Genomic DNA, 25724 nt, shown 5'->3' with positions numbered 1-25724 from the left:
TCTGAAGGGAGGCTTGAATTAGACATAGTTTTAATTTCATAGAACTATATTTGTATTTCTATTCATCTAGAATTCCAAAAAAAATGTCTCACTACAGTTAGAGTTCATGGACTATGGCACTTATTGAAGGTATTAAAATCCGTAACTTCAGATCATTACGAGATGTGACTCTTGGAAAAACCTGGCAGGATAGACAACGAAAGTCACTTACCCCTCTGATAGTCGTAGTAGGCAAGAATGGCGTTGGAAAAAGCTCTTTGTTCGATGCTTTTGGTTTTCTTGCAGATTGCCTGAAATTCGGCGTTGATGAGGCATGTCATAGAAATGGACGAGGTGGATTTGAACGCCTCAGGTCAGGAGGATCGGATAATAACATCGAGTTTGAAATCTACTATAGAGAATCCTCAAACGAACGCCCTATCACGTATGAATTATCTATTGGTACTGATCGTCATGGAAGACCTATAGTTGCCAGCGAGCGACTCAGACAAAGACGCAGAGGCCAAAAAACAGGCTGGCCATTCCCTTTTCTGGAGCTGAATAATGGGTCTGGTAAGGTTTGGTCTGGAGCGGCTCTTGCCGAGAGTGAAAAGCCTGACGACTATCTAAAAGAAGAAACCAATGAAAACCAACAAATAAACCTTGAAGGAGCCCACAGGCTTGGTATAGCGACGCTTGGAAACCTGAAGGATCATCCAAGAATTGCGAAATTCAGAAAATTTATAGAAAGTTGGTATTTATCTTATTTTACACCTGACGCTGCCAGGGATATTCCCAGAGCTGGACCTCAAAAACACCTGAATCGTATTGGTGATAATCTTGGTAATTTCGTGCAATACATGCAACGAGAGCATCCCAAAAAGTTCAAAAATGTACTCAATGAAATTGCTGATAAGATACCAGGCATAACGAACATTGATACTGAGCCTTCTCCAGATGGTCGATTACTGCTCCGATTCTGGAGCGAAGGTTTTGACACTCCTTTTTATGCACAACAGGTTTCTGATGGTTCACTAAAGCTTTTTGCTTACATGTTACTGCTGGAAGATCCAGACCCTGCTCCATTTATCTGTATAGAAGAACCAGAAAATGGACTATACCATAAACTTTTAGACACTTTGGTAGAGGAGTTCAGGGCGAGTGCAAGCGGCAAAAAAGGTGACTCACAGCTGTTTGTAACAACTCATCAGCCGTATCTTGTTGATTCACTGATGCCTGAAGAAGTCTGGATTCTTGAAAAGCAACATGATGGTTTTTCAACTTTAACTCGAGCTTCCAACTATCCCGAAGTGGTTGCAATGGTCGAGGAGGGGATACCCCTTGGCAGCCTCTGGTACAGCGATCATATCGATGGTCGTTTGTAAGGTGCGTATTCTGGTCAGCTTGAACACCCATTCTGGTTCATTTGAACACCCTGGATCTCCTACGCATCACCCAGTCTGATTTTTAGTCCAAGTGTTCAAGTGTTTCCAGTTTTCCCAGCTTCTTGCGCATGGATTCCCCTTTCAGCGTAATCCTGTGGGCGTTGTGCATCAGGCGATCCAGAATGGCGTCTGCCAGAGTCTCATCACCGATGCTGCCATGCCATTGCCGGGTCGGTAGCTGGCTGGTAACCAACGTTGAACTTTGTTCGTGACGGTCATCCATCACTTCCAGTAAATCGTTGCGTTGCTGCTGGGTCAGAGGTTCCAGCCCCCAGTCATCCAGTATCAACAAATCCACCTTCGCCAGTTGCTTGAGTTGCCTGCTGTAGCTGCCATCACCATGGGCAAGGCTCAGCTCTTCCAGTAAGCGCGAGAGTCGGTAATAGCGGACACTGTAACCCTGTATGCAGGCCCGGTGTCCCAGTGCACAAGCCAGGTAACTTTTACCACTGCCACAAGGTCCGGTAATCAGCAGGTTCCTGTGCCTGTTTAACCAGTCCTCGCTGGACAGTGTGGCTATTTGGACTTTCTTCAACCCCCGGGGATGTTCGTAGTCAATGTCGTCTACCCGTGCAGCCAGCTTAAACCTGGCCGCCCTCAGTAACCGGGCAAGACGTTTGTTATTGCGCTCGGTCTCTTCCTGTTCTGTCAGGAGGGCCAGCCGCTCCACAAAGCTCAGGCTGTCGTAGGTGCCGGGCTGCTCCAGTTGCTGAGCCAGGGCATCGGCCATGCCTGTCAGGCGCAGTGACCGCAGACGGTTCAGAGTTTGATTCATCATGATACGTCTCCGGTTACTGATAGCTGGCTGCACCACGAACATTTTCGTGGCTGTCATGAAGAGGTAGTGTCGTTTGTTTCACCTCAGGTTGAAGAGCCTGTTTGTCTTTACCTGATTGCAGGATCGCCCGGATATTCTTGAGTCGGTAACCTTTGATTTTCCGGGCATGGGCGCAAGCATTGTTTAACCGGTCAGCTCCGTAATCCCGTTTGAGGTTCAATAACCCCAGGCAAGACCGATAAGCCTGCTCCGGATGCTCACGACTGTTCAACAGATACTGAGTTATCCAGTGAACATCGGGGCCCAGCTGTTTTGCCCACTCCAGCAGTCGTTCCGGTGTCCACTCCTGGTGCTTGCTATGTCGTTCAGGCATATGGGCTGATTGAGTGGTAAAACCGGTTGTGAACTTACGGGGGTGACAGGCCACAACTTCACCTTTGCAGAAGACAGTGACCGTATGTTCTGTTGCCTGAACTTCCACCTCTTTCTTGACCAGCTGATGAGGCACTGAGTAGTAATGGCCTTTACAGTGAATGTGATAGTCAATGTTCACCCTGGCTTTGCTGAACTCAGCGTACTCAAAGGCCTGTTTGGGCAAAGGTCGCAAAGCGGGTTCGTCCAGTTGCTCAAAGGTACTTCGTCGTGTACCTGGCAGTTTTTGAAAGGGCTTAAGGTTGAGTTCAGTCAACAGCTCCCGTATACGACTGTTCAGTTCTGCCAGGGTAAAGAAGGTCTCATGACGAAGTCTGGCCAGTATCCAGCGTTCAACCAACTGCACACCCACTTCGGCTTTCGCCTTGTCCTTGGGCTTGTAGGGCCGAGCTGGAATGACCGCCACCTGGTAGTGGTTGGCCAGGTGTTGGTAAGCCGGGTTCAGGTCCGGTTCATAACGGCAAGTCTTACTGACACCGCTCCTGAGGTTGTCTGGTACCACGACAGCTGGAATACCTCCAAAGAACTCAAAGGCCCGAACATGAGACCCCAGCCAGTCTTCGGACTTCTGGGATAGGGTGGCTTCTGCGTAGGTGTAGTTAGAGGCTCCCATCACCGCTACGAAAATCTGGGCGTTATGGGCGATCTCACCGGTCTTTGGATTAACGACAGGGACCGTAAGACCGGCGTAGTCTACAAACAATTTTTCACCCGCCTTGTGATGCTGTCGCATGGAACGTTTCTGGCAGCCCAGCCACTGATTGTAGCGGTGACAGAACTGCGAGTAGCTGTAGGCATTGAGAGTGCTCTCCTGGCAGTACTCCTCCCAGAGTGTTTGCTTGGTCACCTCCTTGCGCTTGAGTGACTGGTGAATAACGCCCCAGTCCGGGTCGACCAGCCCCTGGCGGCTCGACAGTGGGGGCTCAGGGAACAATGTTTGCACCAGGGTAGCCTCAGAGCAATCGGAGGACAGAGGCCAGCTGAGTGGGGACCGCTCAAAGGCCTGAACGTAGTTGGACACAGTGCCAACACTGACCCGCGTGCTGCGAGCTATTTGCCGGATGCTGAGGCGGCACTCAAAGCGCATCCGAAGTATTTCTTGAAGTTTTCGCATGGAAATCCTGTTATTTGGCATGGCTGCTGTCCTTTCTGTTTAGAAAGGTCAGCGGCTAAAGTTCAAGGAAATCAATGCGTAAGAGATAATCTACCGAAAGAAGAGGTTTCAGATTCTGGAGGCTTGAACACGGATTCTGGGCAGTTGAACAGCAATTCTGGAAATCTCCAAAAAGTGTTCAAGAGTTGACAGAATGGGTGTTCAAGTGCTGCCAGAATAGGTGTTCAAGAGTTAGCAGAATCAGTGTTCAAGCGATGCCAGAATATGCATAAGGAAGCCAAGCATGCATTTTGAAATTCTGGTTGAAGGTCAAGCTGAGCTAACAGCCTTGTCGATTCTTATGCCTAAAATTGTCGGAAAGTATGAACAACCAAATACTTGGAGAATTCATAAGCACAGGGGTATTGGAAAACTCCCTGAAAACCGACTCCAGCGTCCAGACCCGAGAAATACAACACTGTTACACCAACTGCCCGCAAAACTACGGGCATATTCCAAAGCACCCAATGAAGATAGAGCTGTAGTTGTTCTTCTGGATCTTGATGACAAAAATCAAGCAGCTATTTCTGAAGAATTGAACAGCTTACTGGCCTGGTGTGAAAATAACTTCACTGCTGACTTTGAATTTGCAGTTGAGGAACTGGAAGCCTGGTACCTCGGTGACCGCCAAGCATTATTGGCTTTTAATTCAAACATACGCAAATCTGTTTTAGAACAGTACGTCCAGGATAGTATTTGTGGCACGTGGGAAATGCTTGCAAGGGCCGATGAACCTTCCGTCCTGAGCCAGAAGAAAAGAGGACCACTCTCTCTGGATAAGAAAGAAAGAATGGTCCAAAAAGATCCCACCGCATATGGATATTGATAAAAATCAATCTCCCAGCTTCCAGAATTTTGTCAAATGCCTTCGAGCAAATTTATGATGAACGCTCAGCGCTGAACCTTTGCCAGCCACTTATCCAGCTGGTTGGCAAACTGCTGGCGATCACTCTGGCTCAGTGCCGGAGGCCCGCCGGATTCAATACCACTGGCGCGAAGTGTATCCATGAAGTCACGCATGTTCAGCCTTGCCCGAATATTGTCTTCTGTGAACAGTTCACCGCGAGGACTCAACGCAGCAGCACCTTTTTCAATCACTTCGGCGGCCAGAGGAATATCGCTGGTGATAACCAGGTCTCCGGACTCGGCTCTTTTAACAATCTCATTGTCTGCCACATCAAAGCCGGAGGCGACCTGCAGGGATTTTATAAAGCGTGACCCCGGAACCCTGAGTGGCTGGTTGGCCACCAGAGTCAGTGGGGTTTCGGTTCGGTCGGCGGCTCTGAATAGTATTTCCTTGATCACCACCGGGCAGGCATCGGCATCAACCCAAATTTTCATTCTGTGAGAAAGCTCTTAACCCGGAAATCAGGAACCTGTACTTAATACCATTTCGGTCTGAATTCCGGTTATCATCAAAAAGTAAAAAAGATCAGGACCATCACCATGAACGGGCAGAAAAACCGGATGTACCAGGGCCAGATCTTCCAGAAAAGACTGTGCTCAATATCCGGATATCCTTTCTGCAGTTCTTTCAGTTTTTGATCTCTGGACCATATCCAGGCCGCATAGATACAGACGACCAGGCTTAACAGAGGCATAGCATAGCGGGTTGTCAGGTTGACCACAAAGTCAAAGAGCACATCAAACCAGATCATCACGCAGACACTAACCCCGAAAGTAATCAGCGAGATCAGCCAGGAGCTGGCAGTCCTGCGGACATGAAGTCGTCTCTGAAAAACCGCTACCGGTACTTCCAGAATCGAAACTGCTGAGGTCAAAGCGGTAATGGTTAATAAAAGAAAGAAGGCCAGGGAAAGCAAAATACCCGGTGAACCAAACTGAAGAAAGAGCTGTGGCAAAACATCAAACACCAGCTTGTCGGCGCTTTTCAGAGCACCCTCTGCGGTGTAGATATCAATTCCGTGATTCAGCGCAACAAACATACCCGGAATAATCAGCAAACCGGCCATCACTGCGACCAGCGTATCAGTGACGGCAACACTGGCAGCCATCACCGGAATATTACAATCGCGGGTCAGGTAGGCACCATAAACCACCATGATGCCTACCCCCAGAGACATGGAGAAAAATGACTGACCCAGGGCACTGATCAGAAGATCCTTATTCAGCAATTTGGAAAAATCAGGCAGCACAAAATACCGAAGACCTTTCAGGGCTCCTTCCTGTGTCATGGTAAAGCCGATCAGTAGCAGAATCAGCAGCACCAGCATTGGCATCAGACGGCTACACCATTTCTCAATGCCATCAGCAACACCGCCGGAGACAATGGCCGCTACTATGACCATGAATGCACCGGCCGCTATCATGGTGGGCAAAGGATTAAATGAAGTCAGTGAAGTGGCCAGACTGTCCAGACCCAGAGCCACCGCTATGGGAGCCAGACCAAAACAGATGATCCAGCCGGAAATGATGGCGTAAAAGGTATAGATCAGCAGGACTGTGACTGTTGAAACCCAGCCAGTCAGCTTACCCAGAAGCTTGAAAAAAGATCTGTTGCTGACACTTGCGAGGGTACTAACCGGGTCTGAGCGACCATAACGGCCAATTACCAGTTCAGCTACCAGCATCGGCCAGGCAAGGAGGAAAGAGAAACAAAGGTAGATTAGAACGAAGGCTGCACCACCATTGTCGGCAGTCTGGGCAGGGAATCCCCAAATATTGCCTATACCTACAGCGGAGCCCACAGCCGCAAGATAGAAACCCAGTCTGGATGTAAACTGTGGAGCATTCTCCGGAGTCTGTTCGTACGCAGTGTTTTCATGGTCCATTCAAGTGTACCTTTTTATGCCATGAAAAATAATGTCCTTCACTCATGGCTATTTGTACCGAGAAAATCTCATCCATCCGGGATGAAAAATTTTCCTTACAAAAACTTCCTTATTCGTTGTATCTCCCCGGAGCACTGCATGAACTTAGTACACATGTACAACATAAAGCCCGAAGACCGAGTCTATATCTCAAAGAAAACATTTATCCAGTGTATACAAAACAAACAGATTGAGAGAATTATTTTTTAATTCTCCAAAAAAAGGCGCTTTCAGGAAAAAAAAGAGCGTTTTTTTCCGTGAAGTTTTTGTCGAAGTTAACCGCCAGATCGCTTGGCATCGTAGCCAGCTTTCTTGAGCACATCGACCATGACATCCACATGATCTCCCTGCAGCTCGATATTGCCGTCTTTTACAGAACCACCACCGCCACAGCGCTTTTTCAATGTTTTGGCGTAAGCCTTGAGGTCATTACCCGCAAGAGGCAAGCCACTGATCACAGTGACCACTTTACCGCCACGACCTTTCTTTTCAGGGCGGACACGGACGTTGCCATCACCCACTTCTTCCTTGGGTTTTTCTTCCTTGATGCGACCCTTATCGGTCGAATAAACCAGTTTGCTGCTCATTCTTCACCTCAATCTCTTTTCAGCCAGCCTTTTTCCGTGACTTGCTCAATCTCACCAGAAAGAGCAAAAAGCCCATCACTTTCAGAGGCTGTCGCAAAAATATAGCTGCCATGCTTTTCGGCTCTGTCGGTCCCAGCGCAAAAAACCATAGGCTATCTCAAGTTGCAGAGCCCGGTTTTCAGGATGATAAAATTCCCACGCGGAATGAAGGAAAGAGCGGTTGCAGTTTTGCGACACCCTCGAAAGGACAGCGAGGGTGTCAGATGAATCGTTTTGGTTGAAGTCCTGCCTCACTGTAGCCATCAAAGTAACCCGTAAACTGATTAACCAGGCCAAAGATATGCAGGTCCTCTTCAGGCTTGTCGGGTGAAGACTTTGTCAGTATCGACGTAAAGCCTAGATTAGTCGATAACACCGATTTCTCGCTTTGTGTGTTCAGCGCCTTTGCACCCGTCAAATAGGCTACACAGCCTTCACCAAGAATATTACTCAACAATGAAAAACAATTCTCGATCCACTCCAGTTTGGCGGGTGCCTCATATACCATGCCGACTTCATGAAGCATGGCTTTTCAAACTGGACTTCCTTGATTTTCCCGGCTTTGAGTTTTGCCAGATCGTCAAAGTGACGTTTCCATGCCGCACCAAGATCATTCACTTTTTGCTGCAAGGCAACGGCATTTCCCTGAGTAAGAAAGCTCGTTTCTTCATCTTTTTTCCATACTGGAAGCCACTTGTGCATGGTATAAGATGACGGAATTTTTTCGCCAGACTTCCACTTTTCATTGCAGATGCTCAATGCTTTATTCCAGACAAAGCGAGCTGTGCCACAAAGCTGCATGAGTCTTACATGCTGCTCTGGTGTTGCCTCCAGTCTGAATTTATATGCCTTGAGAATCTTCATTGATGCAATCAGTGCATTAATCTTTAATGCTTAAATTAGAGGGCATAAAATGGAATATCAAGCATTAGTATGCAAGAAATAAAGAAAGGCCGACACAGTGCTTATACTTTGCACTGCCACATTGTTTTATTCACCCAACACGCCAGCCATTGCGAAACTAATAAACAGTCTGAAAGCTGTTTCATCCAGACGATTAAGGCAGGAGTTTTGTGATATTGCAGGTGCGTACCGAAAGCCGGTTTTGTGGTCAAGATCGTACTTTGCTGGGGGCTGCGGCGGAGGCCCTCTGGAGGTAATTAAACAATACATAGAGAACCAGAATCAGCCCTAAGGGGCTGAATGAAATTCACCTCCCGCCTAGCTCGGCGGGAGCACTCTTTCAAGCGTAGGTAGCATTTTTAGCCGCTTTGCGGCTTCAGGAAAAGTTAAAAAACAGAACTAACAATTCACAGTGCATCTACCCCTGCTCAAGCAGTCGGCGCAAATCGATAATGCCGGCATTGGCGCGAGAGATATAATTGGCCATGACCAGTGAATGGTTGGCCAATATGCCAAATCCGCTACCGTTAAGAATGAATGGACTCCAGACTGTTTCCTGAGTAGCTTCCAGTTCCCGAATAATTTGCTTCAGGCTGATCGTAGCGTTCTTTTTTTCCAGTACATCGGCAAAGTCGACCTCTATCGCCTTCATTAGATGAATCAGTGCCCAGGAAGAACCACGGGCTTCGTAGAAAACATCATCGATTTTGGTCCAGGGCGTTTTCACTTCCACCAGCGTCTCTGCTTCTGTGGACTGGGAAGCTTCCGCATCCCCTGCCAGATCAGTATTAATACGCGGTTTGCCGACACTGGCACTGAGTCTTTGAGAAAGACTGCCCAGACGGGTTTCAACATCGGTCAGCCAGCGGGTCAGGTTATCGGCACGGGCGTAGAACTGGGCGGGATCCTGCTTATCGGGCAGTCGACGCATATAATTGCCCAGCTTATCGATACCACGCTGGTATTCTTTTTCACTGGAAGGAAGAATCCAACTCCTGGAATCAAAGTTAAACTGAGGCTCGGCAATGGCAAGATCGCGATCTTCCTGAGACTGGGACTGCGAACGACTCATATCTTTACGAAGAGAGCGCGCCATATCACGCACCTGAACCAACACACCCAGCTCCCAGCTTGGCATATTATCCATAAACACACCGGGAGGACCGATATCATTTCGGATATAGCCACCGGATTTGCTCAGCAGCGTGTCAGCAATACGATAAAGCGTAGCCGTAGTCGTGTAACCCACCACAACTTCCTGGTCATTGGCCTGTGCCATCTGCTCAGTATTGGCTTTTACTGAAAAACTATCCGGTTCAATACTCCAGTAAATACCTAAAGCAGTCAGGCCAATTATCAGGACACCAACAGCAACAGCAATCATTTTGGCCCCAGGTATACCACCACTCAGGGTGCTCGTGAGACCCTCAGTTACTGAAGACAGACGCTCTTTTATCTTTTCCAGAGCCATAGATTCCTCATTGCTCCAATCTGAATCCTGTTCATTATCCTCTATTCAGGGCGGGTATTAAAGACGCAGTCATTGCACTATGTGAATGACCGCTTGGCAAAACGCCGTGAGCCCTCGCCCAATACGAGGCTATCGCAAAATTGCTGCGCTTTGCTGATAGGGCGGGAAAATGCCCCTGCCACAATCCTTCATGACCTGCCGGACTTCCATCCAACAGAGGCACGGCTTTTATTTCGACAAGACACAGCAGGCGCTGACAAAAAAGCAGGTGCCAACGATGCTTCTTTTACACTTCAAGACCTGTTAAAGAACCTTTTTTGATCGATAAAAGCTTTATTAAAATCAGAGGGTTGGCGAGAGCGCCCTGATATGCTTATAATTCACCTCCACTAAGAACCAAGCCCTGAAGTCTTGTGCGTTATACGCTACCAACAGGAAAGATTACGGGGTTGGTGTCAAAATGGGGCCTTTAGCTCAGTTGGTTAGAGCATCCGACTCATAATCGGCAGGTCCTGGGTTCGAGTCCCGGAAGGCCCACCAGATACAGCAAAGCCCGTAGCGTCAGTGAACACTACGGGCTTTTTTGTGTCTCGTTTATTGTGCCTAGTAAGACGGGTCCCAATGAATTTAAAAAGCACTTCTTGGGGTTGTCCGATAATGTCACATACTTTGCTGAACAGATGGACGGTGTTGGTGTGAGTGTTTATCACAACCGAATCATCTGGAAGCCACAAAGTATCATGCCGAATATTGATATTAACGGTTCTACTGATGACCTGATGGAGAGTATGACAAAGTAGACATATAACCCGAAGAGCTGACGGGCAGCGTAGCTGTCTCCGTCAAGCGAGTTGCCAGGCGGCGTGGCTATTTCCGAAGGTGGTTTGCGATGATGGCGAGAGTTTCTTATATTTTGTCAAAATGTTTGCAGTTCTCAGACTGGTAAGCCTCGATCTTGTGGTCTTGCTGATCAAAACGTTTTTCTACCTGAGCGAACATGAGCCGGTTCTTTCGATGATTTTCCAGCACAATCTTCTGTGTTTCCCCGGTAATCTGGACGAAGCGGTGTACAGCGTTATCCAGTGATTCAAAATGGGATTCAAGTCTCTCTACACGATGTTCCAGTGACACACTGCGTACCCTTATCATTTGCTGTAGAAGCAGTCAGAATAGCAGGCATTGTGAGAGGGCCGCCAAGGTATTGCACAGTGAAAAGTGTGAACTGGTTTATCAATCTCTGGATGTCCTTTTCATTTGCTTACTCCACCTTAACCAACAACGCCTCCCGCTCTTCCCGACTCATAGCTTGCCGTCTGCCTTCAGTGACTTGATAAGCTCATCATGGGATACGGTTTCCTCGCACCGGTGCTCTGCCACTGTCGCAAGATCTTCAAGGTCTTCTAACAGCTCCTGATATTGATCCACAGGCAAAACGACTGATACCCGGTTTCCCTCGTCATCGGTTATGTATTGCGGCTTTTGTTGTGCTGGCATGGTTTTATTTCCGATTTAGACCTACCTTTTTTACGTATTTCCTATTTTTAAGTACTGCTGTTGGCCTGTCGGTAAGCCTCAACAATACCGCTATTCCTTTTCTCAAATAGCAAAACTCCATCATCGCGACTCCATACCTGTTCACTAAGCCGGTATTTAATGCTCTTCACTTGAGTTGGGGCTAGTGTAGTGCGACCTAATTAACAGTACATAAAGACTCCTAACGGTCTACTATGGATGTTATTCCAACCACTGCCTGTTTTTACTATGCGAGTTGCCACAGAGATAATACTTGATGCTTCTGAAGAAATACGACTCAGAAAGATTACTTCATCAAATACTTGCCCTCTTCGCTTGGCCCGCCGTGCCCAGATTGTTCTTCTCTCTGCAGAAGGAAAAAGCAATCTTGAGATTGCGCAAATACTGAAGATCGGTCGTCATCAGGTCAGCCGCTGGCGTGACCGATATGCTCAGGAAGGCTTCTCCGGGATTGAACAGGATCGAGCTCGCAGTGGCCGTAAAAAGAAGATTGATGCTGCTGAGATTGTGAGTCTGACCACAAACACCCTTCCGGAAAATGCCACTCACTGGAGCACCCGAACTATGGCTGCTGTTAGCGGTATCAGTGAGAGAAGTGTTCGCCGGATATGGCATGCATATGGCCTCAAGCCTCACCTGGAAAAGACATTCAAGGTGTCCCGAGACCCGAAATTTGTGGAGAAGCTTGAAGATATTGTCGGACTCTATCTGTCTCCTCCTGAACATGCGTTGGTGCTGTGCTGTGATGAAAAAAGTCAGGTTCAGGCACTCGATCGAACACAGCCTGGCTTACCGTTGAAGAAAGGGCGTGCCGCAACAATGACTCATGATTATAAACGACATGGTACAACCACTCTCTTTGCAGCACTGAATGTACTTGATGGTGCTGTCATCGGTCAGTGCCAGCAGCGTCATACCCATGTGGAATGGTTGAAGTTTCTTAAACAGATAAATAGGGAAACGGCAAAAGACAAAGAGCTGCACCTGATTTGCGACAACTATGCGACTCACAAACACCCGAAGGTGCGAGAATGGCTGGAAAAACATCCTCGTTTTCATATGCACTTTACGCCAACGTCAGCATCATGGTTAAACATGGTTGAGAGATTTTTTCGGGATCTCACGAGTCAGCGTTTACGCCGTGGTGTGTTTGTCAGTGTGCCACAGCTAGTCAGTGCGATTGATGAATATATTGAAAAGCATAATCAAAATCCAAAGCCGTTTATCTGGACTGCTAAGGCAAATGATATCTTAGAAAAAGTCGTTCGGGCTAATCGCCGGTTAAGTTGCAAAAAGAACGACGCACTACACTAGTTTTGCCATTAAAACCATCTTTGGATGTTGCGCCCTCTTTGCACCTTCTATTACCCCCCTTTCTGTCGGACTTGAGCGGAAAACAATAGTACAGTCAAATAAAATTGCAACAATCGCAAAATCAATTACGCCAGACACAAGATAAATCGTCAAAAGGTGAATTTATCTTGTGGGGTTCAACTACAAAGCTAGCCATGATTGAAGGCGTAACCAGCCAAACTATGAGGCGCAAGATCGAAAGCGGTCACTACGAAAAAGTGAAGCAAACCAGTGGTGGTCACTTCCGCATATTCATTAACCGGCAGAGGAAGATATGCTATACAAGAGTGAGTTCTGGAAAGCAAAAATCCAGCATCGACACGCAAAAGCGTATCTTACTCAAAGAGCACCCTGATGCAGAATTTATCAGCGACATTGCCAGTGCTTTCAACTTTAAGCGAAAAGGACTGCAAACCATTCTGGAATCAGCGGTGCGCGGAAATCCAACCCATATTGTGGTTGCCACAAAAGATCGCCTTGCCCGATCAGGGTTTGGACTCATCAAATGGCTTGTTGAATTATCGGGAGGACACATCGAGGTTTTGGATGACCCGGATAACGCCAGTGAGTCATTCGACACCCAAGAGCTTATCGGTTTCATTACCTCATTCTGCAATAACCACTACGGGAAGCAATCTGCTAAAAGACGCAAAGGACGCAAAGAGAGTAGCGTCAAAAAAGATCAGGTTTTACCCAGAGAATAAGCAAGCCTATCACGATGCCCTGATACTCTATCGCAGGTCGTACAACCTTGCTGTTGAGCGTTTCCGTAACGATGACTATAAAGATGCCAGCGGAAAATTCATCAACATGCGACCCGCCATTAAAGCTCAAGTGGAGCAGGAGCAAAAAGAAAGTGGCAGGGCTTATAACTCGCTTGTTTCTGATAATGGAACACTGGCGGCAGCGGTTACATTCAAAGCGATCTGCAAGCACAACAAGAAGCTCAAGGGAACTAAAGAGGGCTTTGCAGAAATCAGTTTCAAAAGCCGCAAAGGTAGCAGGCACTCATTCTCTATTGATCGTTTCCCAAAGGGATTAAATCCCTGCATACAGGCTCTTGGCAAGATTCACCTGACAGAAGATGTGCCAGCAGAAGCGATTGGCAAGTCTTGTGTCATAACCTACGACAAAGGTCGCTGGTTCATTCAGGTTCAACAACATATTGAGCTAAATCCCGAAATCCAAGGGAAGGTTAGATGCGTTGGAGTTGACCCCGGAGTTCGCACCTTTGCCACTTGCTACAGCGAAAAAGAGGCGTTGATAGCGGGTAATAACGTTGCAAAAACAAAGCTGTTCCCACTGATGAAGCAAGTGGACAGCTTGATCAGTCAAAAGCAAAAAATCCTGAACACGCAGAAGGGCGTTGAGTTCCCCGATATGCCCCAGTGGGCAAGAGATCGGATTATTCATTTCAACAGGGAAATTGACCGGCTGAAATGCAAAAAGGATGACATTGTTCTTGATCTGCATAACCGGCTGGCGTTCGAGTTGGTGTCGAACTACGACGTTGTATTTTTGCCAACCTTTGAGACAAGAGGTATGGTCACACGCAAAGATAAGAAGGTTCGCACCATTCGCCGTAACACCTGCCGCCAGATGCTTGACCTCAATCACTACCAATTCAAAATTCGGCTTAAGTGGTACGCAAAAAAGTATGGAAAGCATGTAGTTTATTGCAACGAAGCCTATACATCCAAGACTCGATCATGGAACGGGACCATTGACGAAAAATTAGGTTCTTCCAAGGTTATTAAGGGTGAGGGCTTCACCGTTGATCGTGATATCAACGGTGCCAGAAATGTCTTTCTTAAGTGTTTGACAAGGTAGCTTGAACCTTAGCCATAACAGCGAGTGTTGCGCTCGTTGCGGTTTTAATCAAGAGCTTGGAAGCTTATGGAAATAATAAGTCCAGTAAACAAGAGGTTATAAGCAAGATAAGGGATCATTTGGAATGATACGAAAGCACAAATTGAAAGACACATACTCGGCAGGTCCCGGGCTCAAGTCCCGGAAGGCCGGCTTCCGGAAAGAACAAGCAGCAACAGTGCGGGAAGGTCTGCGCAAGCGCCCAGCCCTTTCACGTGGAAGACGCAAAAGCACACTTATTATCTTGATCTATCCTTCCTCCCTGTAAACCAGAAGGCAGGGATAGAATTATTAAACACTTACTCTTTTCAGCACTGCTCTTAATGTCATTGTCTGTCATCAGCCAATCTAAACCGTTGACAAGACATTTTGTTGTCGAGCTCGAGCAGAGTGCAGATTTTCCAAACCGGGACTTTTCTATAAAGCTTGATCGCCGCATGTTGTCGGGCAACCCTACAGACAATATCGACTCAGACGGCTATGCAGAACCCGGCTCGTCACCTGATGACAAACGACACAAACCATACAGCTACAGGGTGAAAACGATCCTCATTGAGTCAATTTCGTGGCAGTGGCTTTGTGCTACGAATCTGCTGGTTGCTTGTGAACTATTTCTGACCATCCAAAACTCCCCTCTGGACTCACTCCCTTGTTCATGGCCGCCTCTGGCAACAGCTATCGCTGTCGGTTGGCTTTTAAAAAGCTATTTCAACCCCGACTCACCAGTGTTTAATTCGATTGAACAAAAAGAAGCGTATCAAAATCATCTGTTCGTAATCACCACTATGATGCCTGGCTCTGAACATGCCCCACAACAAGGCCAGCCATCAACATCATCCGACCAGCAAATCCCACAGGCTACCACTTACATTACAGGCTATTTCACCAGGCTCCTGAATTCTGACTCTGGCAATAACAACGAAGGCCCTGAACAATACCTGCATACTTTGGGTTTAAATTGTTATCTCTACCCCTGTAATGGTGTTTGTCGATTCCGACAATCTTCCAATTCATCCGAGAGTGGAGCGTTGGTTTGTGAAGAAAGTTCAACAAACAACACAGAAGAAACACCCGGACAAATTTCATGCCCCCATTTGGCCAATACACAGTGTGATAGTTGCAACTCTTCCGATGGTGCTGCCCTGAACTCAGTAGTTTCAGGGGAAGCCGATGCAACCAGCCTTGCCAGGAAAGTAACTTGCAACGTGTTAGTGTTAGGGGAGGATGGCCATCTTCGTCAATGCGGATCGGTCTGTAAAAATGTCAGAGCCCTGTCGTCTCACAAAAGCAGCATCCACACCGGGCAAAAAACCTGTGACTTGACCGTGCCCGGGGAGAGTGGCCAGCTGTGGCCATGTGGGAAAACCTTTAAGAATGCTCAAATCCTTTCGGCTCACAAAAGAGAGGCTCACACTGGACAACAAACATGTGACCTGACCGTGCTCGGGAAAGATAAACAGCTGCGACCATGCGGAAAGATTTTAAAAAATAAACGATCATTGTCGTCTCATAAAACCAGCTTCCACACCGGGCAAAAAACCTGTTCCTTGACCGTGCCCGGGGGGGATGGTCAGCTGCGGCCATGCGGGAAGGTCTTTAAGAATTTTCAAGCCCTGTCGGATCACAAAAGAAGAGCTCACTCCGTGCAACAAACCTGTAACTTGACCACGCTCGGACAGGATGGCCAACTGCGACCATGCAGGAGAGTCCTTAAGAACGCTCGAGCAATGCTGGATCACAAAAGCAAAATCCACAGTGGGCAAAAAACCTGTGAAGTGATCGTGGTTGGAGAAGATGGACAGCAACGACCATGCGGAAGAGTTTGCAGGCATATCATAGCCCTGGCGAATCACAAAATGAGAGACCACTCCGGGCAAAAAACCTGTAGCGAAACCGTGGTCCAAGAAGATGGCCAGCAGCGAGCTTGTGGGAAGGTCTGCAAAAACGCGCAAGACCTGTCGAATCACAAAAGAATACATCGAAAACGCAAGCCTGTTGATGTGAACCAGGGTGATCTTTCATTCCCACGCCACATTGAATAAAGATGATCGTAGTAACGATGAAAAGGGTATGAATATCATTGATACCTGGCGTTTGGAGAATGGTCGTATTATTGAACACCGGGATTCCATTCAAGCGTTGGACGGTTTTATGCGCTTCTATTCAATGATGAGTGGCGGCAACATTCGCAACGATAATGGTGTGTTTTAAAGGAAGTTTTCAGGTTGAGGCAAGGAATGGGTTCCCAAGGGAACCAGAGTTGTGACACAGCCTGGTCATATCTCCCACTTCATACTGACAGAAAAGTTCCTGCCGGTCTGGGTATAACGGTTAAGGCCCTTATAAGTGTCAGAAAGACCGCGTACATCATCCCACTTCCAGTATTTCTTGTCAGTAATGTTGAAAATACCGGCAGTGAGAATCACGTCTTTAATGGGCTTACAATAAGTGGTCATATCTACAAGACCATAGCCAGGTGTTGCAAACTGTTCGCCCCCTGCTTCACTCTCGTCTGAAGCAATATCGCTATTAGAGATATCGTCTTTATCTTTCGCGGCGACCAGAGTCCACATCATTTCCCCGCCCCAGTTGTCATCGGGTGAATCATAGGCCAGTCCAATAACAGCGGTGAGCGGAGCAATACTGTTTAAAGGATCGTCTTTAAATAATTCTCCCTTATCATTGGAGAAAGTACCCTGACCTTTACTCCAGGCAACCGCTGTCTTAAAACTTGTTCCAATGGGCGCCCCTATGGCTTCATCCAGCCAGAGCTGGCCCTTGAACTCAAGACCCTTGATGGTTGTGTCATCCAGATTCTGATACTGGTACTGAACATCTCTCCCAACTGTTCCAAGGGGAACCATTTCAATAAAGTCGTCATACCGATTATAAAATGCAGTGATTTCTGCACTTCCAAGTCGCCCGTTCGCTCTCAATCCTACTTCAATAGAGTCACTTTTCTCGGGCTCCAGATCGGGATTAGGCATGACATGAATATTCATTGAACCGACAGGTACGATTTCTTCAAAGTACATCGCAAATAAATCAGGTGTGCCAAAGCCCTGGCTGTATTGTACAAACCCTGAAAATACGTCTGTGAACTTGTAAACAGCGCCCAGTTTTCCAGACCAACTGTCGTATGATTTGTCTTTATATGCTTTTTTATAATATTGATCCGTTTCAGTTTCTGGTGAAAAACTGTCATAACGAATGCCTGGTGTCACGGTCAGACGATCGTCCAGCAGGGTTATTTCATCCTGAAGATAGATACCCGAAGATTCAACGGTCGCCAGCGGCGCATAACGACTAATGTCATTCTCTTCACCAGCTGGATTTTTGACGTATGTGGTCTTGTTCAGGTTATTCTGCTCTTTTCTTCCCAGCTCCAGTCCATAGCTGATAAGGTGATCGGAGGATTTGAAGTCAAGCCATTTGGTCATCTTCAGATCCAGCTGCCAGCTGGTTTCCCTGTAGATGTAATCCTTGTTTCTCGCCTGGGTTTTCCATTTCGAAGGGTCCGGGACCTCGACCAGCATTTCATCGTAGGTAATCTGATTAGTCTCGGTTTCCTGCCAGTTCAGGGTCCACTTAAGCGTATCGAAAACCGGTATGAACGCTTCCCACTCATGAAACACGCCAAGGCGTTGACGTTTTGTTGAGTCCTCTGCTTCAAATTTGCTGTAAGGAGAAGGGTTTCCAGTGGGCTGTACACCGACCATTGACAATAAATCAGTGTCAGAGTGAAGCTCCCGCCACTCAACTGTCAGCCCCATACGATGATCGTCGTTCAATTGGTACTGTAACTTGCCCAGTACGTTATTGACACCAATATCCTTGGGGTCGGCTTCTTCCCTGGCCTCACCCTTCACATCGGCACCACCATGGGTCCGGGTTTCTTTGGCATCGCGACGGGTATAAATCAGCAGGCTTTCCAGATCATCACTGCGATTAGCAAACGTTGCTGTTTCAGTAAAGGCACTGTCAGCAGAGGAGTATCCCCCCTTCAGTGATGCGTAGGCGTCATTACCTTCGGGATGAAGAAAGTCTGCCGGGTCTTTGGTGACAAAAGCAACAACACCGCCGATAGCATCGCTACCATGTACGGTCGATGCCGGACCTTTTAAGACTTCAACGACCTTGATGGTTTCGAGGTCAATAAAATTTCGCTGGGAACGCAAAAACATTTTGGTGGAATCAAAGGCTTTGGCCTGATCCACTCCGTCTACAGTAATCTTGACCCGGTTGGCATCCATCCCACGAATATTGAAGCTGCCTGCACCGGTTCTGCCATCATTTGTGACCCTGACCCCCGGCTCGTAACGAACCAGGTCATCAATGTCATTGACCATTCTCTTTTCAATGTCATCCGCCGTGGTGACATCTACGCTGCTGGCCACCGAATCGAGATTCTGTTCAGTCAGTGTCGCTGATACAGTCACCTGGTCCAGCAGAGTGGGTTGTATAGACGGCAAAGCTTCTTCAGCCTTGACTGTGACATTTGCTACTGCCATGACGGCCAGGGCCAGATGTGTTTTTTGAATCGCAGGTAGGCTCATTGTTTAACAGCAATTCCTGAAGTTCGGGCGTCAATGCGATTGTTACAGCGTCTCCCGAGTCAGTGACCGAGTATGACGAACAGGACTGATAATTGAGAGATCAGTCAGGTTAATCCTGAAAATAAATCAGTTCTTCTGCAATCTGAACTCCGCCACTAAAGGCACATGATCCGAGAGCATTTCAGCTTTTTGGACCACTCTGGCCTTCACCAGATCCAGCTTTGCTGAGTAAAAGAGATAATCCAGCGTCCGATCCAGACCCAGATCCTGACGGGTTCGACTAGTGAACCACCGTTGCCTTTCCTCTCCAGAAGCCTGTTGAGGCGTTGGAACAACCGGAAACCTGTCGGTCAGTACGGATAACTCGGAGTCTTTCTGATACCAGAACTGCTCGGAGTCATCGAGGTGCTCATACTGTCCCTGCGGAATCAAATTGAAATCCCCTCCGGTAATCCACAGGGAGTCGGCCCCCATCCGGTCCAGCCGCTCAGCCAATTGCTTTACCTGCCTTTGCATAATATCCAGCCCTTGGGCAAAAGCATCCAGATGCGTGTTAATCACCGTCAGTGACCCGGCTCCCAGGTTGATTTCGGTCTCCAGCAGGGCCCGTTGAGTGGTCGCAGGATAAAGAGACTGATCAGGTATGGCAGGAAGGTCATGCCTGACGACACTGTCAATAGCAAACCGGGATAAGGTCAGCAGGTTCACTCCACCCGGCTCTTTCCGGACATTCGGTGAGGCCCGTTCGTTCAAATAACTATAAGCGGTGAAGGCACTGCAATGAAACCTTGCAGGCAGGGCGTCTTTCAACCACTGGATCTGGCTCATCCTGACTCTGGGGTCTACGTCGACTTCCTGAAGCAGAAGGATATCAGGGTTCTCTTCTTCAATCAGGTCTGCTACCTGATGAAAAACAGACAATTGCTTGTCAAGAGCCAGAGCTTCGAGTTGCTGCGGGGGCTTCCATAGTTCATAGATGCCTCCGGCCATAAACTGCACATTCCAGGTCATCACTTTAATGGATTGACCGGCTTCAAGCTTTTCCGGTGTTCCGGTGCATTGAACAGAGGGTTTGGCAAAAGCAGAACCGGCTGCCAGCCCCAGCTTGAGTAACACAGTGATCAACAATAACCACGAATGAAAAGAAGAGGTCTTCGAATCTGAAGGCATAGTTCCACCCTGACTGGATAAACGTCAGATCGGCCAGAGTCTGCTCTCAACCAGCCTCTCATTGCCGACCATGGATACCCAGTATAGACCGCAGTTTTCTGCGGCTCTTACAATTTCTTTTTGACTATCGCGTTTATACAGAACTTCAGTACAGGTTGAACGACCTGCTTTTGGATAAAGGCATTACAATATTACAAAGTCTATGTCGTCTAATATGGATAGAAATCTCATTTAACGCCACAAAGACATTTAACAGATGCACATTAAATAGGTACACTTCGCCTACATCCCAACGACACCAAGGAATGTAGCCGTGTATAAAAAACGACAGTTACTGGCTTTTGTAATTTCCACCGGATTGGCCGCTTCGGTTTATGCTGACGAAGGACGCTGGTATATCAACCCTGCGATTGGTCTTCAGAATTTTGATTCTGATCGCAATCTGGACGATGCCACCACACTGACTCTGGGGGGTGAATATCGCTTTAACGACCAATGGGCCACAGAACTGAGATTTCTCGACAGCAATGCTGACAGCAGAATTGGGGATACCGATGTCAACCAGTATTACCTGGATGCTATCTACTACTTCAAACCCATGACAGCCAGGTGGCAACCTTTTGCCATTCTGGGTGTGGGCCACGGGGAATTTGAAGGCAAGCTCAATGACTCTCAGGAAACACAGGCCAATGCCGGCGTTGGTGTTCGCTATGCCATTAACGAAAACTGGTCACTGCGCGGGGATGTTCGTGGCATCCACGGAGCCGACGACAGCACCTGGGACAGTCTGGTCAATGTCGGAATCAGTTATGCCTTCGGTGGAAGTTCAGCTCCTGCCCCGGCGCCTGTTGAAACAGATAGCGACCAGGACGGTGTACCTGACAGTCGTGACAATTGCCCAAATACACCAGCCGGTGCGACGGTTGATGCCAGTGGCTGTGCACTGGACAGCGATAAAGACGGTGTTCCGGACTATATGGATCAGTGCCCGAATACTCCCGAAGGTCGCAAAGTCGACGACAATGGCTGCAAAATCGCACTGATAAAAGACATCAGCATGAAGCTCAGCGTCAATTTTGCTACCAACTCTGCCGTGGTAACCGGCGAGATTGATAACGTCGACGAAGTGGTTCAGTTCCTGAAAGCCTACCCTGAAGTACCTGTGGAGATCGGAGGTTACACCGACAACAGAGGTGCTGAGGAATACAACAGAAACTTGTCACAGCGTCGTGCAGATGCAGTTCGCAACATTCTCATCAATGATTATGGTATTGCAGGCGACAGCATCAGAGCCGTTGGTTACGGCGAAGATCTGCCTGTTGCCAGCAATGAAACAGCTGAAGGACGTGCCGCCAACCGCCGGGTTGAAGCCACTCTGAAGCATAAGATCGAGCAGTAGTTCTGGCGAGGAGAGTTCATTCGAACTCTCCTTTGCCAAGTGTCACCATCAGGGCATCTTTTTCAGATTGTAGCGTGAAGCTAAATCACCCGTTGCCTTCTCGCCGTTCACATCCAGTTTCATTAGCATGTTTTCACCAACGAAGTATTGGTTTGGACCTGACTCGTCAACCAAGGTGACAACATTGCCCGATTTGTTCCAGGTGAATTTACCTCCAGATTTGATTGGGTCGCCTTCTTTGCCTTCATACAACTCAACCAGTGAGTAGGTGCCGTCTTCATTGAGTGTCAGCGTTGTGTCGATGCTTGCACAATCTGCACAGGGAAGTTTACCTTCGTAAATGCCACTCCAATTCAGAGCGTTTTGCGCGTTTTGACCAGAATCGACAAAAGTATCGGTGTTGGTCAGCTGCTCTTCTTCGATTGGAGCTACATCAATTGCGTTTTTCTGATGTGCTGCCTGAGGACCGTCAACCGCACTTGTCTCCGGCGGTTTCTCATCCTGACAGCCTACTGTGATGATCACCACACCAGTTAGCGCCAGTAGTGTCTTTTTCATTTCACACCTCTTTGACAAGGCAAGGAGTGTCACTAAAGACTATTCGCCAAGCGAAAATCATGTTGGAACAGGCCTCATTTGACTTTAGAACCCATTAGAAAAGGACGCTAGTGGAATAAAATTCACTAGCCAGTCCAGTAGTACCTGCTCACGGAAAAAATATGTATCAAACCCCCAGAAAACATCACCCGTGTTCGTTGAAAATCTAATCCCGTGGATAAAAATTCCAGTGGGCCGATCCAGCCAATCAAACCTGTTACAAAAATTTATTTGCTGCTGATGATGTATTGGATAATTGCCCCAGACCAGATAGGAAGGACTGAAATATGTTGCTCGTACAACAACTCCAAACACTGGCGGAACGAGAGTTACAAACATACCGAGACCTTTGCGAGATTTGCACAGTGCATAAGCTACCACTTTAGATGCAAGACAGAATAAGGCAACCGAAAACCAGCAGCCTGTCGGACTTAAGCGTCCACCTGGACGGGGTCGCCCAGACGGGGTCGCCCAGACGGACGCTTAAGTCCGACAGACTCCCGGCAGGAAGCAAAGCAGAATGAAAATTACAAACCTGTAAAAAAAAACCTACAGAGCAACCAAAAATATCACAATCGCAAAAACCAATTTCTTTATATAAATGATAATGATTTGCGTTTAGGTTGTGTTTTGCATATTATCCTGCAACATCATCACAAGCGCTTCGGGGTATTCAGAACACTGCGCTTGTGTGATTGATCCCTATAAAGAATCCTCCAATAGCAGTACACGTAGGCCAACAATGACGTTTACCAAAAGTAGACTGGCAATTGCTGTCATGGCAGTGTCTTCCGGTTTTGTTTACGCAGACAGCACACCTCAGACCAATGCAACCCTTCTCAATCAGGTGACAGTCACTGCCACCCGATCTGAAAAAGACATCACCGATGTAGCCCAGACGATTGAAGTCGTAGACCAGTATCAGATCCAGCAGGAACAACCTGAGTCTGTGGCTCAAGCCGTCCAGTCTCTGCCAAACGTATCCGTCAGTGGTGGCCCGCGCACTAGCTCCCAGAACATTAATATTCGCGGTCTGGAAGGCACTCGTGTTCTTCAGATCACCGATGGTGCCCGCCAAAACTTCTCCAACGGCCACCGTGGTAGTTATTTCACAGACCCGGAACTGCTGAAATCTATTGAGGTGGTTAAGGGTCCATCCAGTAACCTGTGGGGTTCAGGTGCTATCGGCGGTGTCGTTGTGCAAAACACCAAAACCGCAGAAGAAATGCTGGAACCCGGTGAAACTTTGGGTGGCTATGTATCCCAGGGCTTCCACAGTAACAATAATGAATCCCGCACCAGTGGCTCGCTTTATGGTGTGAATGACAACTTCGACTGGTTGCTCAATGGCTACTATAACGACGGTGGTAACTATGAAACAGGGACCAGCGGCGAAGGGAATGGAGACGAGGTTGAGAACTCCGGCTCCCGCGAACAGGGTGGTATGGCCAAACTGGGCTGGCAGCTGAATGACGACAGTCGTCTTGAGTTTAAAGCTCAGCAGGCTCAAACCAATGCCAAAGTTCCCAGCAATCCCGCAACGGCTGTGGATACGGACTCCCCATTGATTATTCAAGAGTCCACCAACACCAACCTGTCTGCTGCTTATCTTTTTAATCCTGACAACGTTTTGGTGGACAGCAAGTTCCAGCTGTTTTACACCGATACTGAATTTGATGAGTATCGTATTGAAGACGAGCAGACTGATAATACCCGATACAAGACATTGGGTGCAGCGTTTACCAACGTATCAAAGCTGACTCATTTAGATTTAACCTATGGTCTTGATGCCTACAAAAACACCATTGAAACAGTTCGTGATGACTTCGGAAATGAAGGTAATCGCCCGGAAAATCTCGATGGCGAGTCCACCACTGCAGGTGCTTTTGTTCAGGCAGATGTTCCTTTGGCAGAGGCATGGACTTTGCAAACCGGGGTTCGATATGACCGCTTTGAGGCCAAGGACAACCGTTCTGACTCCGACATTGAAGAGAAGAAACAGTCTGACAACGCAGTCTCCCCTTCTGTTGCCCTGATCTGGGACACCACTGATTGGCTGACTCTGACTGCCAGTTACAATGAAGCCTTCCGCGCACCGAATATGGAAGAAATGTTCTCTACAGGAACTCACTTTGCAACGCCAGTTGGCACCAACAGGTTCGTACCCAACCCGAACCTCAAACCTGAAGAAGCGAAGAATAAGGAAATTTCAGCCCGGATGAATTTTGCTGGCCTTCTGAGTGATGATGAACTGACCATTACAGCCAACGTCTTCCAGAACGATGTAGATAACTTCATTACCCAGTTCGTTTACGATCCAAACATCTTTGGTGTTCCAACCAAAACAACCTGGAAGAATGTTGATGAAGCTCAATTGAAGGGCTTTGAGTTGGTCGGCCAGTATCGTTACCAGGCTATCCAGCTCGGCCTGTCCTACGGCCAGACCCGTGGCGAAGATAAAAAGACGGGTGAATATCTGGATAACATACCGGCCGACAAAGTGGTTGCAGATGCTGCCTACCTGATGCTGCAGGGTGACCTGAAAATTGGTTCACGGTACACCTATGTCAGTGCTCAGGAAGATATTCGTTCCGATTACGACGGCCAGTCCTCATACGACAGCTACGATCTGGTCGACCTTTACGCTAGCTATGAGCCAACTACCGGCGCTCTGAAAGGCATCAAGACCGATCTGACAGTCAACAACCTGATGAACGAGTACTACATTTCTGCCTGGGAAACACTCTACGAGCCGGGTCGCAATATCAAGCTGAACGTGCGCTATATGTTCTGACTTTTAACCCTGTGACGGTTACTGCAGCGCACTCAGTAAATGCGAATTATTGTCATTTGATTTATTGAATACGTCCTAAAGTTGCAGTAATCTTCACTCGCCAATGCACAAGTAAACCGATTATGTCTCGAACGCTGCTACTCACATTGATCATTTCCATTTCCGTACATATGGCAGCGGCTATCTACCATGGTCAGCAGGAAGTTCAGCAGACTAAAGTGGCTCAGGGCAGCATCAGGGCTCCCATCAGAATGACCTTTTCTTCAGTGCAGCAGGCTGCTCCCCAGGAGCCTGTCAGGGATACCTCCAAACCTGTCGAGAAAAAACCAACGCCCATCAAGAAACCAGAGCCAAAGAAAAACGTCGTCAAGATAGCGGAACCAGAGCCACAACCTGAAAAGCCCGAAGTTAAAAAAGAACCTGAGCCTGAAAAGGTGGTCGAGAAAAAACCGAAACCGCCCAAAAAAGAAGCAGAGACTCAGGTAGTCAAAACCGCCACAGAAAAGAGTGAAGCAGAAGGTCTCAGCAACGAGCCTGTTTTCGTCTCCAGACCTGCTATTCGCAAGTCCGTCCCTCCCAAATACCCGCGCACTGCGCAACGAAGAAACCAGCAGGGCGTCGTTATGCTGGAAGTCCTGATAGATATTGAAGGCCATGCAATGAGCATAAAAGTGCTGGAGTCGTCCGGTTTCAGGCTACTCGACCGGTCGGCTATTGCAGCGGTTGAAGACTGGGAGTTCGAACCCCAGAAGCGTAACAACCGGCTGGTGGCTTCCCGGGTCCATATTCCCGTGGCATTCCAACTGAATTAACAGCCTCTGGCTCACCCAAAATA

At 47.9% G+C, this 25724-nt stretch carries 24 protein-coding genes and 1 tRNA gene; 13 read left to right on the top strand and 12 right to left on the bottom strand.

Annotated features, from left to right (window positions below):
- Nucleotides 1-113 precede the first annotated feature (113 nt).
- On the top strand, nucleotides 114-1364 hold the full coding sequence (locus ACOMHB_RS03205; protein WP_448215472.1) for an AAA family ATPase: 1251 nt from the start codon (nucleotides 114-116) through the stop codon (nucleotides 1362-1364).
- An 82-nt stretch (nucleotides 1365-1446) separates the two neighbouring features.
- Here the strand turns inward: ACOMHB_RS03205 and istB are convergent, their stop codons facing one another.
- Together istB and istA are read right to left on the bottom strand one after the other, a co-directional pair.
- Nucleotides 1447-2205, bottom strand: a complete 759-nt coding sequence (gene istB, locus ACOMHB_RS03200; RefSeq protein ID WP_448218584.1) for an IS21-like element helper ATPase IstB — start codon at nucleotides 2203-2205, stop codon at nucleotides 1447-1449.
- 10 nt (nucleotides 2206-2215) lie between these two features.
- The gene (gene istA / locus ACOMHB_RS03195; RefSeq protein ID WP_448215045.1) at nucleotides 2216-3769 is read right to left on the bottom strand and encodes an IS21 family transposase; all 1554 of its coding nucleotides are present in this window, start codon (nucleotides 3767-3769) and stop codon (nucleotides 2216-2218) included.
- A 262-nt stretch (nucleotides 3770-4031) separates the two neighbouring features.
- On the opposite strand from istA, the gene ACOMHB_RS03190 reads away from it, so the two are divergent.
- Nucleotides 4032-4613 (top strand): DUF4276 family protein, encoded by a 582-nt coding sequence (locus ACOMHB_RS03190; RefSeq protein WP_448215471.1) that lies wholly within the window; start codon nucleotides 4032-4034, stop codon nucleotides 4611-4613.
- Nucleotides 4614-4678: 65 nt separating this feature from the next.
- Here the strand turns inward: ACOMHB_RS03190 and ACOMHB_RS03185 are convergent, their stop codons facing one another.
- The 4 genes from ACOMHB_RS03185 to ACOMHB_RS03170 form a co-directional block, all read right to left on the bottom strand.
- Nucleotides 4679-5128, bottom strand: a complete 450-nt coding sequence (locus ACOMHB_RS03185) for a YaiI/YqxD family protein (protein ID WP_422136559.1) — start codon at nucleotides 5126-5128, stop codon at nucleotides 4679-4681.
- A 74-nt stretch (nucleotides 5129-5202) separates the two neighbouring features.
- Nucleotides 5203-6579 carry a sodium-dependent transporter gene (locus ACOMHB_RS03180; RefSeq protein WP_448215470.1) on the bottom strand — a complete coding sequence of 459 codons (1377 nt, stop codon included), beginning with the start codon at nucleotides 6577-6579 and terminating at the stop codon, nucleotides 5203-5205.
- A 314-nt stretch (nucleotides 6580-6893) separates the two neighbouring features.
- On the bottom strand, nucleotides 6894-7205 hold the full coding sequence (gene yciH / locus ACOMHB_RS03175; protein ID WP_448215469.1) for a stress response translation initiation inhibitor YciH: 312 nt from the start codon (nucleotides 7203-7205) through the stop codon (nucleotides 6894-6896).
- Between the two features lie 489 nt (nucleotides 7206-7694).
- Nucleotides 7695-8108 (bottom strand): helix-turn-helix domain-containing protein, encoded by a 414-nt coding sequence (locus ACOMHB_RS03170; protein ID WP_448215468.1) that lies wholly within the window; start codon nucleotides 8106-8108, stop codon nucleotides 7695-7697.
- 97 nt (nucleotides 8109-8205) lie between these two features.
- Here ACOMHB_RS03170 and ACOMHB_RS03165 point away from each other — a divergent pair, with 97 nt between their 5' ends.
- Nucleotides 8206-8439: a transposase gene (locus tag ACOMHB_RS03165; RefSeq protein ID WP_448215467.1), complete on the top strand. Its 234-nt coding sequence runs from the start codon at nucleotides 8206-8208 to the stop codon at nucleotides 8437-8439.
- A 126-nt stretch (nucleotides 8440-8565) separates the two neighbouring features.
- Here the strand turns inward: ACOMHB_RS03165 and ACOMHB_RS03160 are convergent, their stop codons facing one another.
- Nucleotides 8566-9618, bottom strand: a complete 1053-nt coding sequence (locus ACOMHB_RS03160) for a DUF2333 family protein (protein WP_448215466.1) — start codon at nucleotides 9616-9618, stop codon at nucleotides 8566-8568.
- A gap of 463 nt (nucleotides 9619-10081) precedes the next feature.
- On the opposite strand from ACOMHB_RS03160, the gene ACOMHB_RS03155 reads away from it, so the two are divergent.
- Both ACOMHB_RS03155 and ACOMHB_RS03150 read left to right on the top strand, forming a co-directional pair.
- A tRNA-Ile gene (locus ACOMHB_RS03155) sits at nucleotides 10082-10158 on the top strand.
- A gap of 59 nt (nucleotides 10159-10217) precedes the next feature.
- A complete protein-coding gene (locus tag ACOMHB_RS03150; protein ID WP_448215465.1) occupies nucleotides 10218-10418 on the top strand; it encodes a beta-sandwich lipoprotein in 201 nt (66 codons plus the stop codon).
- 106 nt (nucleotides 10419-10524) lie between these two features.
- On the opposite strand, the gene ACOMHB_RS03145 is transcribed toward ACOMHB_RS03150, so the two are convergent.
- On the bottom strand, nucleotides 10525-10767 hold the full coding sequence (locus ACOMHB_RS03145; protein WP_448215464.1) for a hypothetical protein: 243 nt from the start codon (nucleotides 10765-10767) through the stop codon (nucleotides 10525-10527).
- Nucleotides 10768-10917: 150 nt separating this feature from the next.
- A complete protein-coding gene (locus ACOMHB_RS03140) occupies nucleotides 10918-11112 on the bottom strand; it encodes a hypothetical protein (protein WP_422139671.1) in 195 nt (64 codons plus the stop codon).
- 267 nt (nucleotides 11113-11379) lie between these two features.
- Here ACOMHB_RS03140 and ACOMHB_RS03135 point away from each other — a divergent pair, with 267 nt between their 5' ends.
- The 5 genes from ACOMHB_RS03135 to ACOMHB_RS03115 all read left to right on the top strand — a co-directional run bounded on the left by ACOMHB_RS03135 (nucleotide 11380) and on the right by ACOMHB_RS03115 (nucleotide 16584).
- Complete coding sequence (locus ACOMHB_RS03135) at nucleotides 11380-12465, top strand: IS630 family transposase (protein ID WP_448218589.1); 1086 nt, start codon at nucleotides 11380-11382, stop codon at nucleotides 12463-12465.
- A 167-nt stretch (nucleotides 12466-12632) separates the two neighbouring features.
- A complete protein-coding gene (locus ACOMHB_RS03130) occupies nucleotides 12633-13208 on the top strand; it encodes an IS607 family transposase (protein ID WP_448215463.1) in 576 nt (191 codons plus the stop codon).
- A complete protein-coding gene (locus ACOMHB_RS03125; RefSeq protein ID WP_448218595.1) occupies nucleotides 13120-14334 on the top strand; it encodes an RNA-guided endonuclease InsQ/TnpB family protein in 1215 nt (404 codons plus the stop codon). The genes ACOMHB_RS03130 and ACOMHB_RS03125 overlap by 89 nt, the downstream gene beginning before the upstream one ends.
- Before the next feature lie 362 nt (nucleotides 14335-14696).
- Nucleotides 14697-16415, top strand: a complete 1719-nt coding sequence (locus tag ACOMHB_RS03120; RefSeq protein ID WP_448215462.1) for a hypothetical protein — start codon at nucleotides 14697-14699, stop codon at nucleotides 16413-16415.
- A gap of 28 nt (nucleotides 16416-16443) precedes the next feature.
- Nucleotides 16444-16584 carry a hypothetical protein gene (locus ACOMHB_RS03115; protein WP_448215461.1) on the top strand — a complete coding sequence of 47 codons (141 nt, stop codon included), beginning with the start codon at nucleotides 16444-16446 and terminating at the stop codon, nucleotides 16582-16584.
- Between the two features lie 65 nt (nucleotides 16585-16649).
- Here ACOMHB_RS03115 and ACOMHB_RS03110 read toward each other — a convergent pair whose 3' ends face one another.
- Complete coding sequence (locus ACOMHB_RS03110) at nucleotides 16650-18929, bottom strand: TonB-dependent hemoglobin/transferrin/lactoferrin family receptor (protein ID WP_448215460.1); 2280 nt, start codon at nucleotides 18927-18929, stop codon at nucleotides 16650-16652.
- 126 nt (nucleotides 18930-19055) lie between these two features.
- Nucleotides 19056-20099, bottom strand: a complete 1044-nt coding sequence (locus tag ACOMHB_RS03105; protein ID WP_448215459.1) for an endonuclease/exonuclease/phosphatase family protein — start codon at nucleotides 20097-20099, stop codon at nucleotides 19056-19058.
- Between the two features lie 313 nt (nucleotides 20100-20412).
- Here ACOMHB_RS03105 and ACOMHB_RS03100 point away from each other — a divergent pair, with 313 nt between their 5' ends.
- Nucleotides 20413-21498 carry an OmpA family protein gene (locus ACOMHB_RS03100; RefSeq protein ID WP_448215458.1) on the top strand — a complete coding sequence of 362 codons (1086 nt, stop codon included), beginning with the start codon at nucleotides 20413-20415 and terminating at the stop codon, nucleotides 21496-21498.
- Nucleotides 21499-21546: 48 nt separating this feature from the next.
- Here the strand turns inward: ACOMHB_RS03100 and ACOMHB_RS03095 are convergent, their stop codons facing one another.
- Nucleotides 21547-22056 (bottom strand): copper resistance protein NlpE, encoded by a 510-nt coding sequence (locus tag ACOMHB_RS03095; RefSeq protein ID WP_448215457.1) that lies wholly within the window; start codon nucleotides 22054-22056, stop codon nucleotides 21547-21549.
- A 664-nt stretch (nucleotides 22057-22720) separates the two neighbouring features.
- Here ACOMHB_RS03095 and ACOMHB_RS03090 point away from each other — a divergent pair.
- A complete protein-coding gene (locus ACOMHB_RS03090) occupies nucleotides 22721-24889 on the top strand; it encodes a TonB-dependent hemoglobin/transferrin/lactoferrin family receptor (RefSeq protein WP_448215456.1) in 2169 nt (722 codons plus the stop codon).
- Between the two features lie 122 nt (nucleotides 24890-25011).
- Complete coding sequence (locus tag ACOMHB_RS03085) at nucleotides 25012-25701, top strand: energy transducer TonB (RefSeq protein WP_448215455.1); 690 nt, start codon at nucleotides 25012-25014, stop codon at nucleotides 25699-25701.
- Nucleotides 25702-25724: the final 23 nt, after the last annotated feature.

Source organism: Endozoicomonas sp. 2B-B (assembly GCF_053470045.1).
The sequence above is the reverse complement of the archived record's forward strand: the minus strand, read 5'-3'. Positions and strand labels throughout refer to the sequence as shown.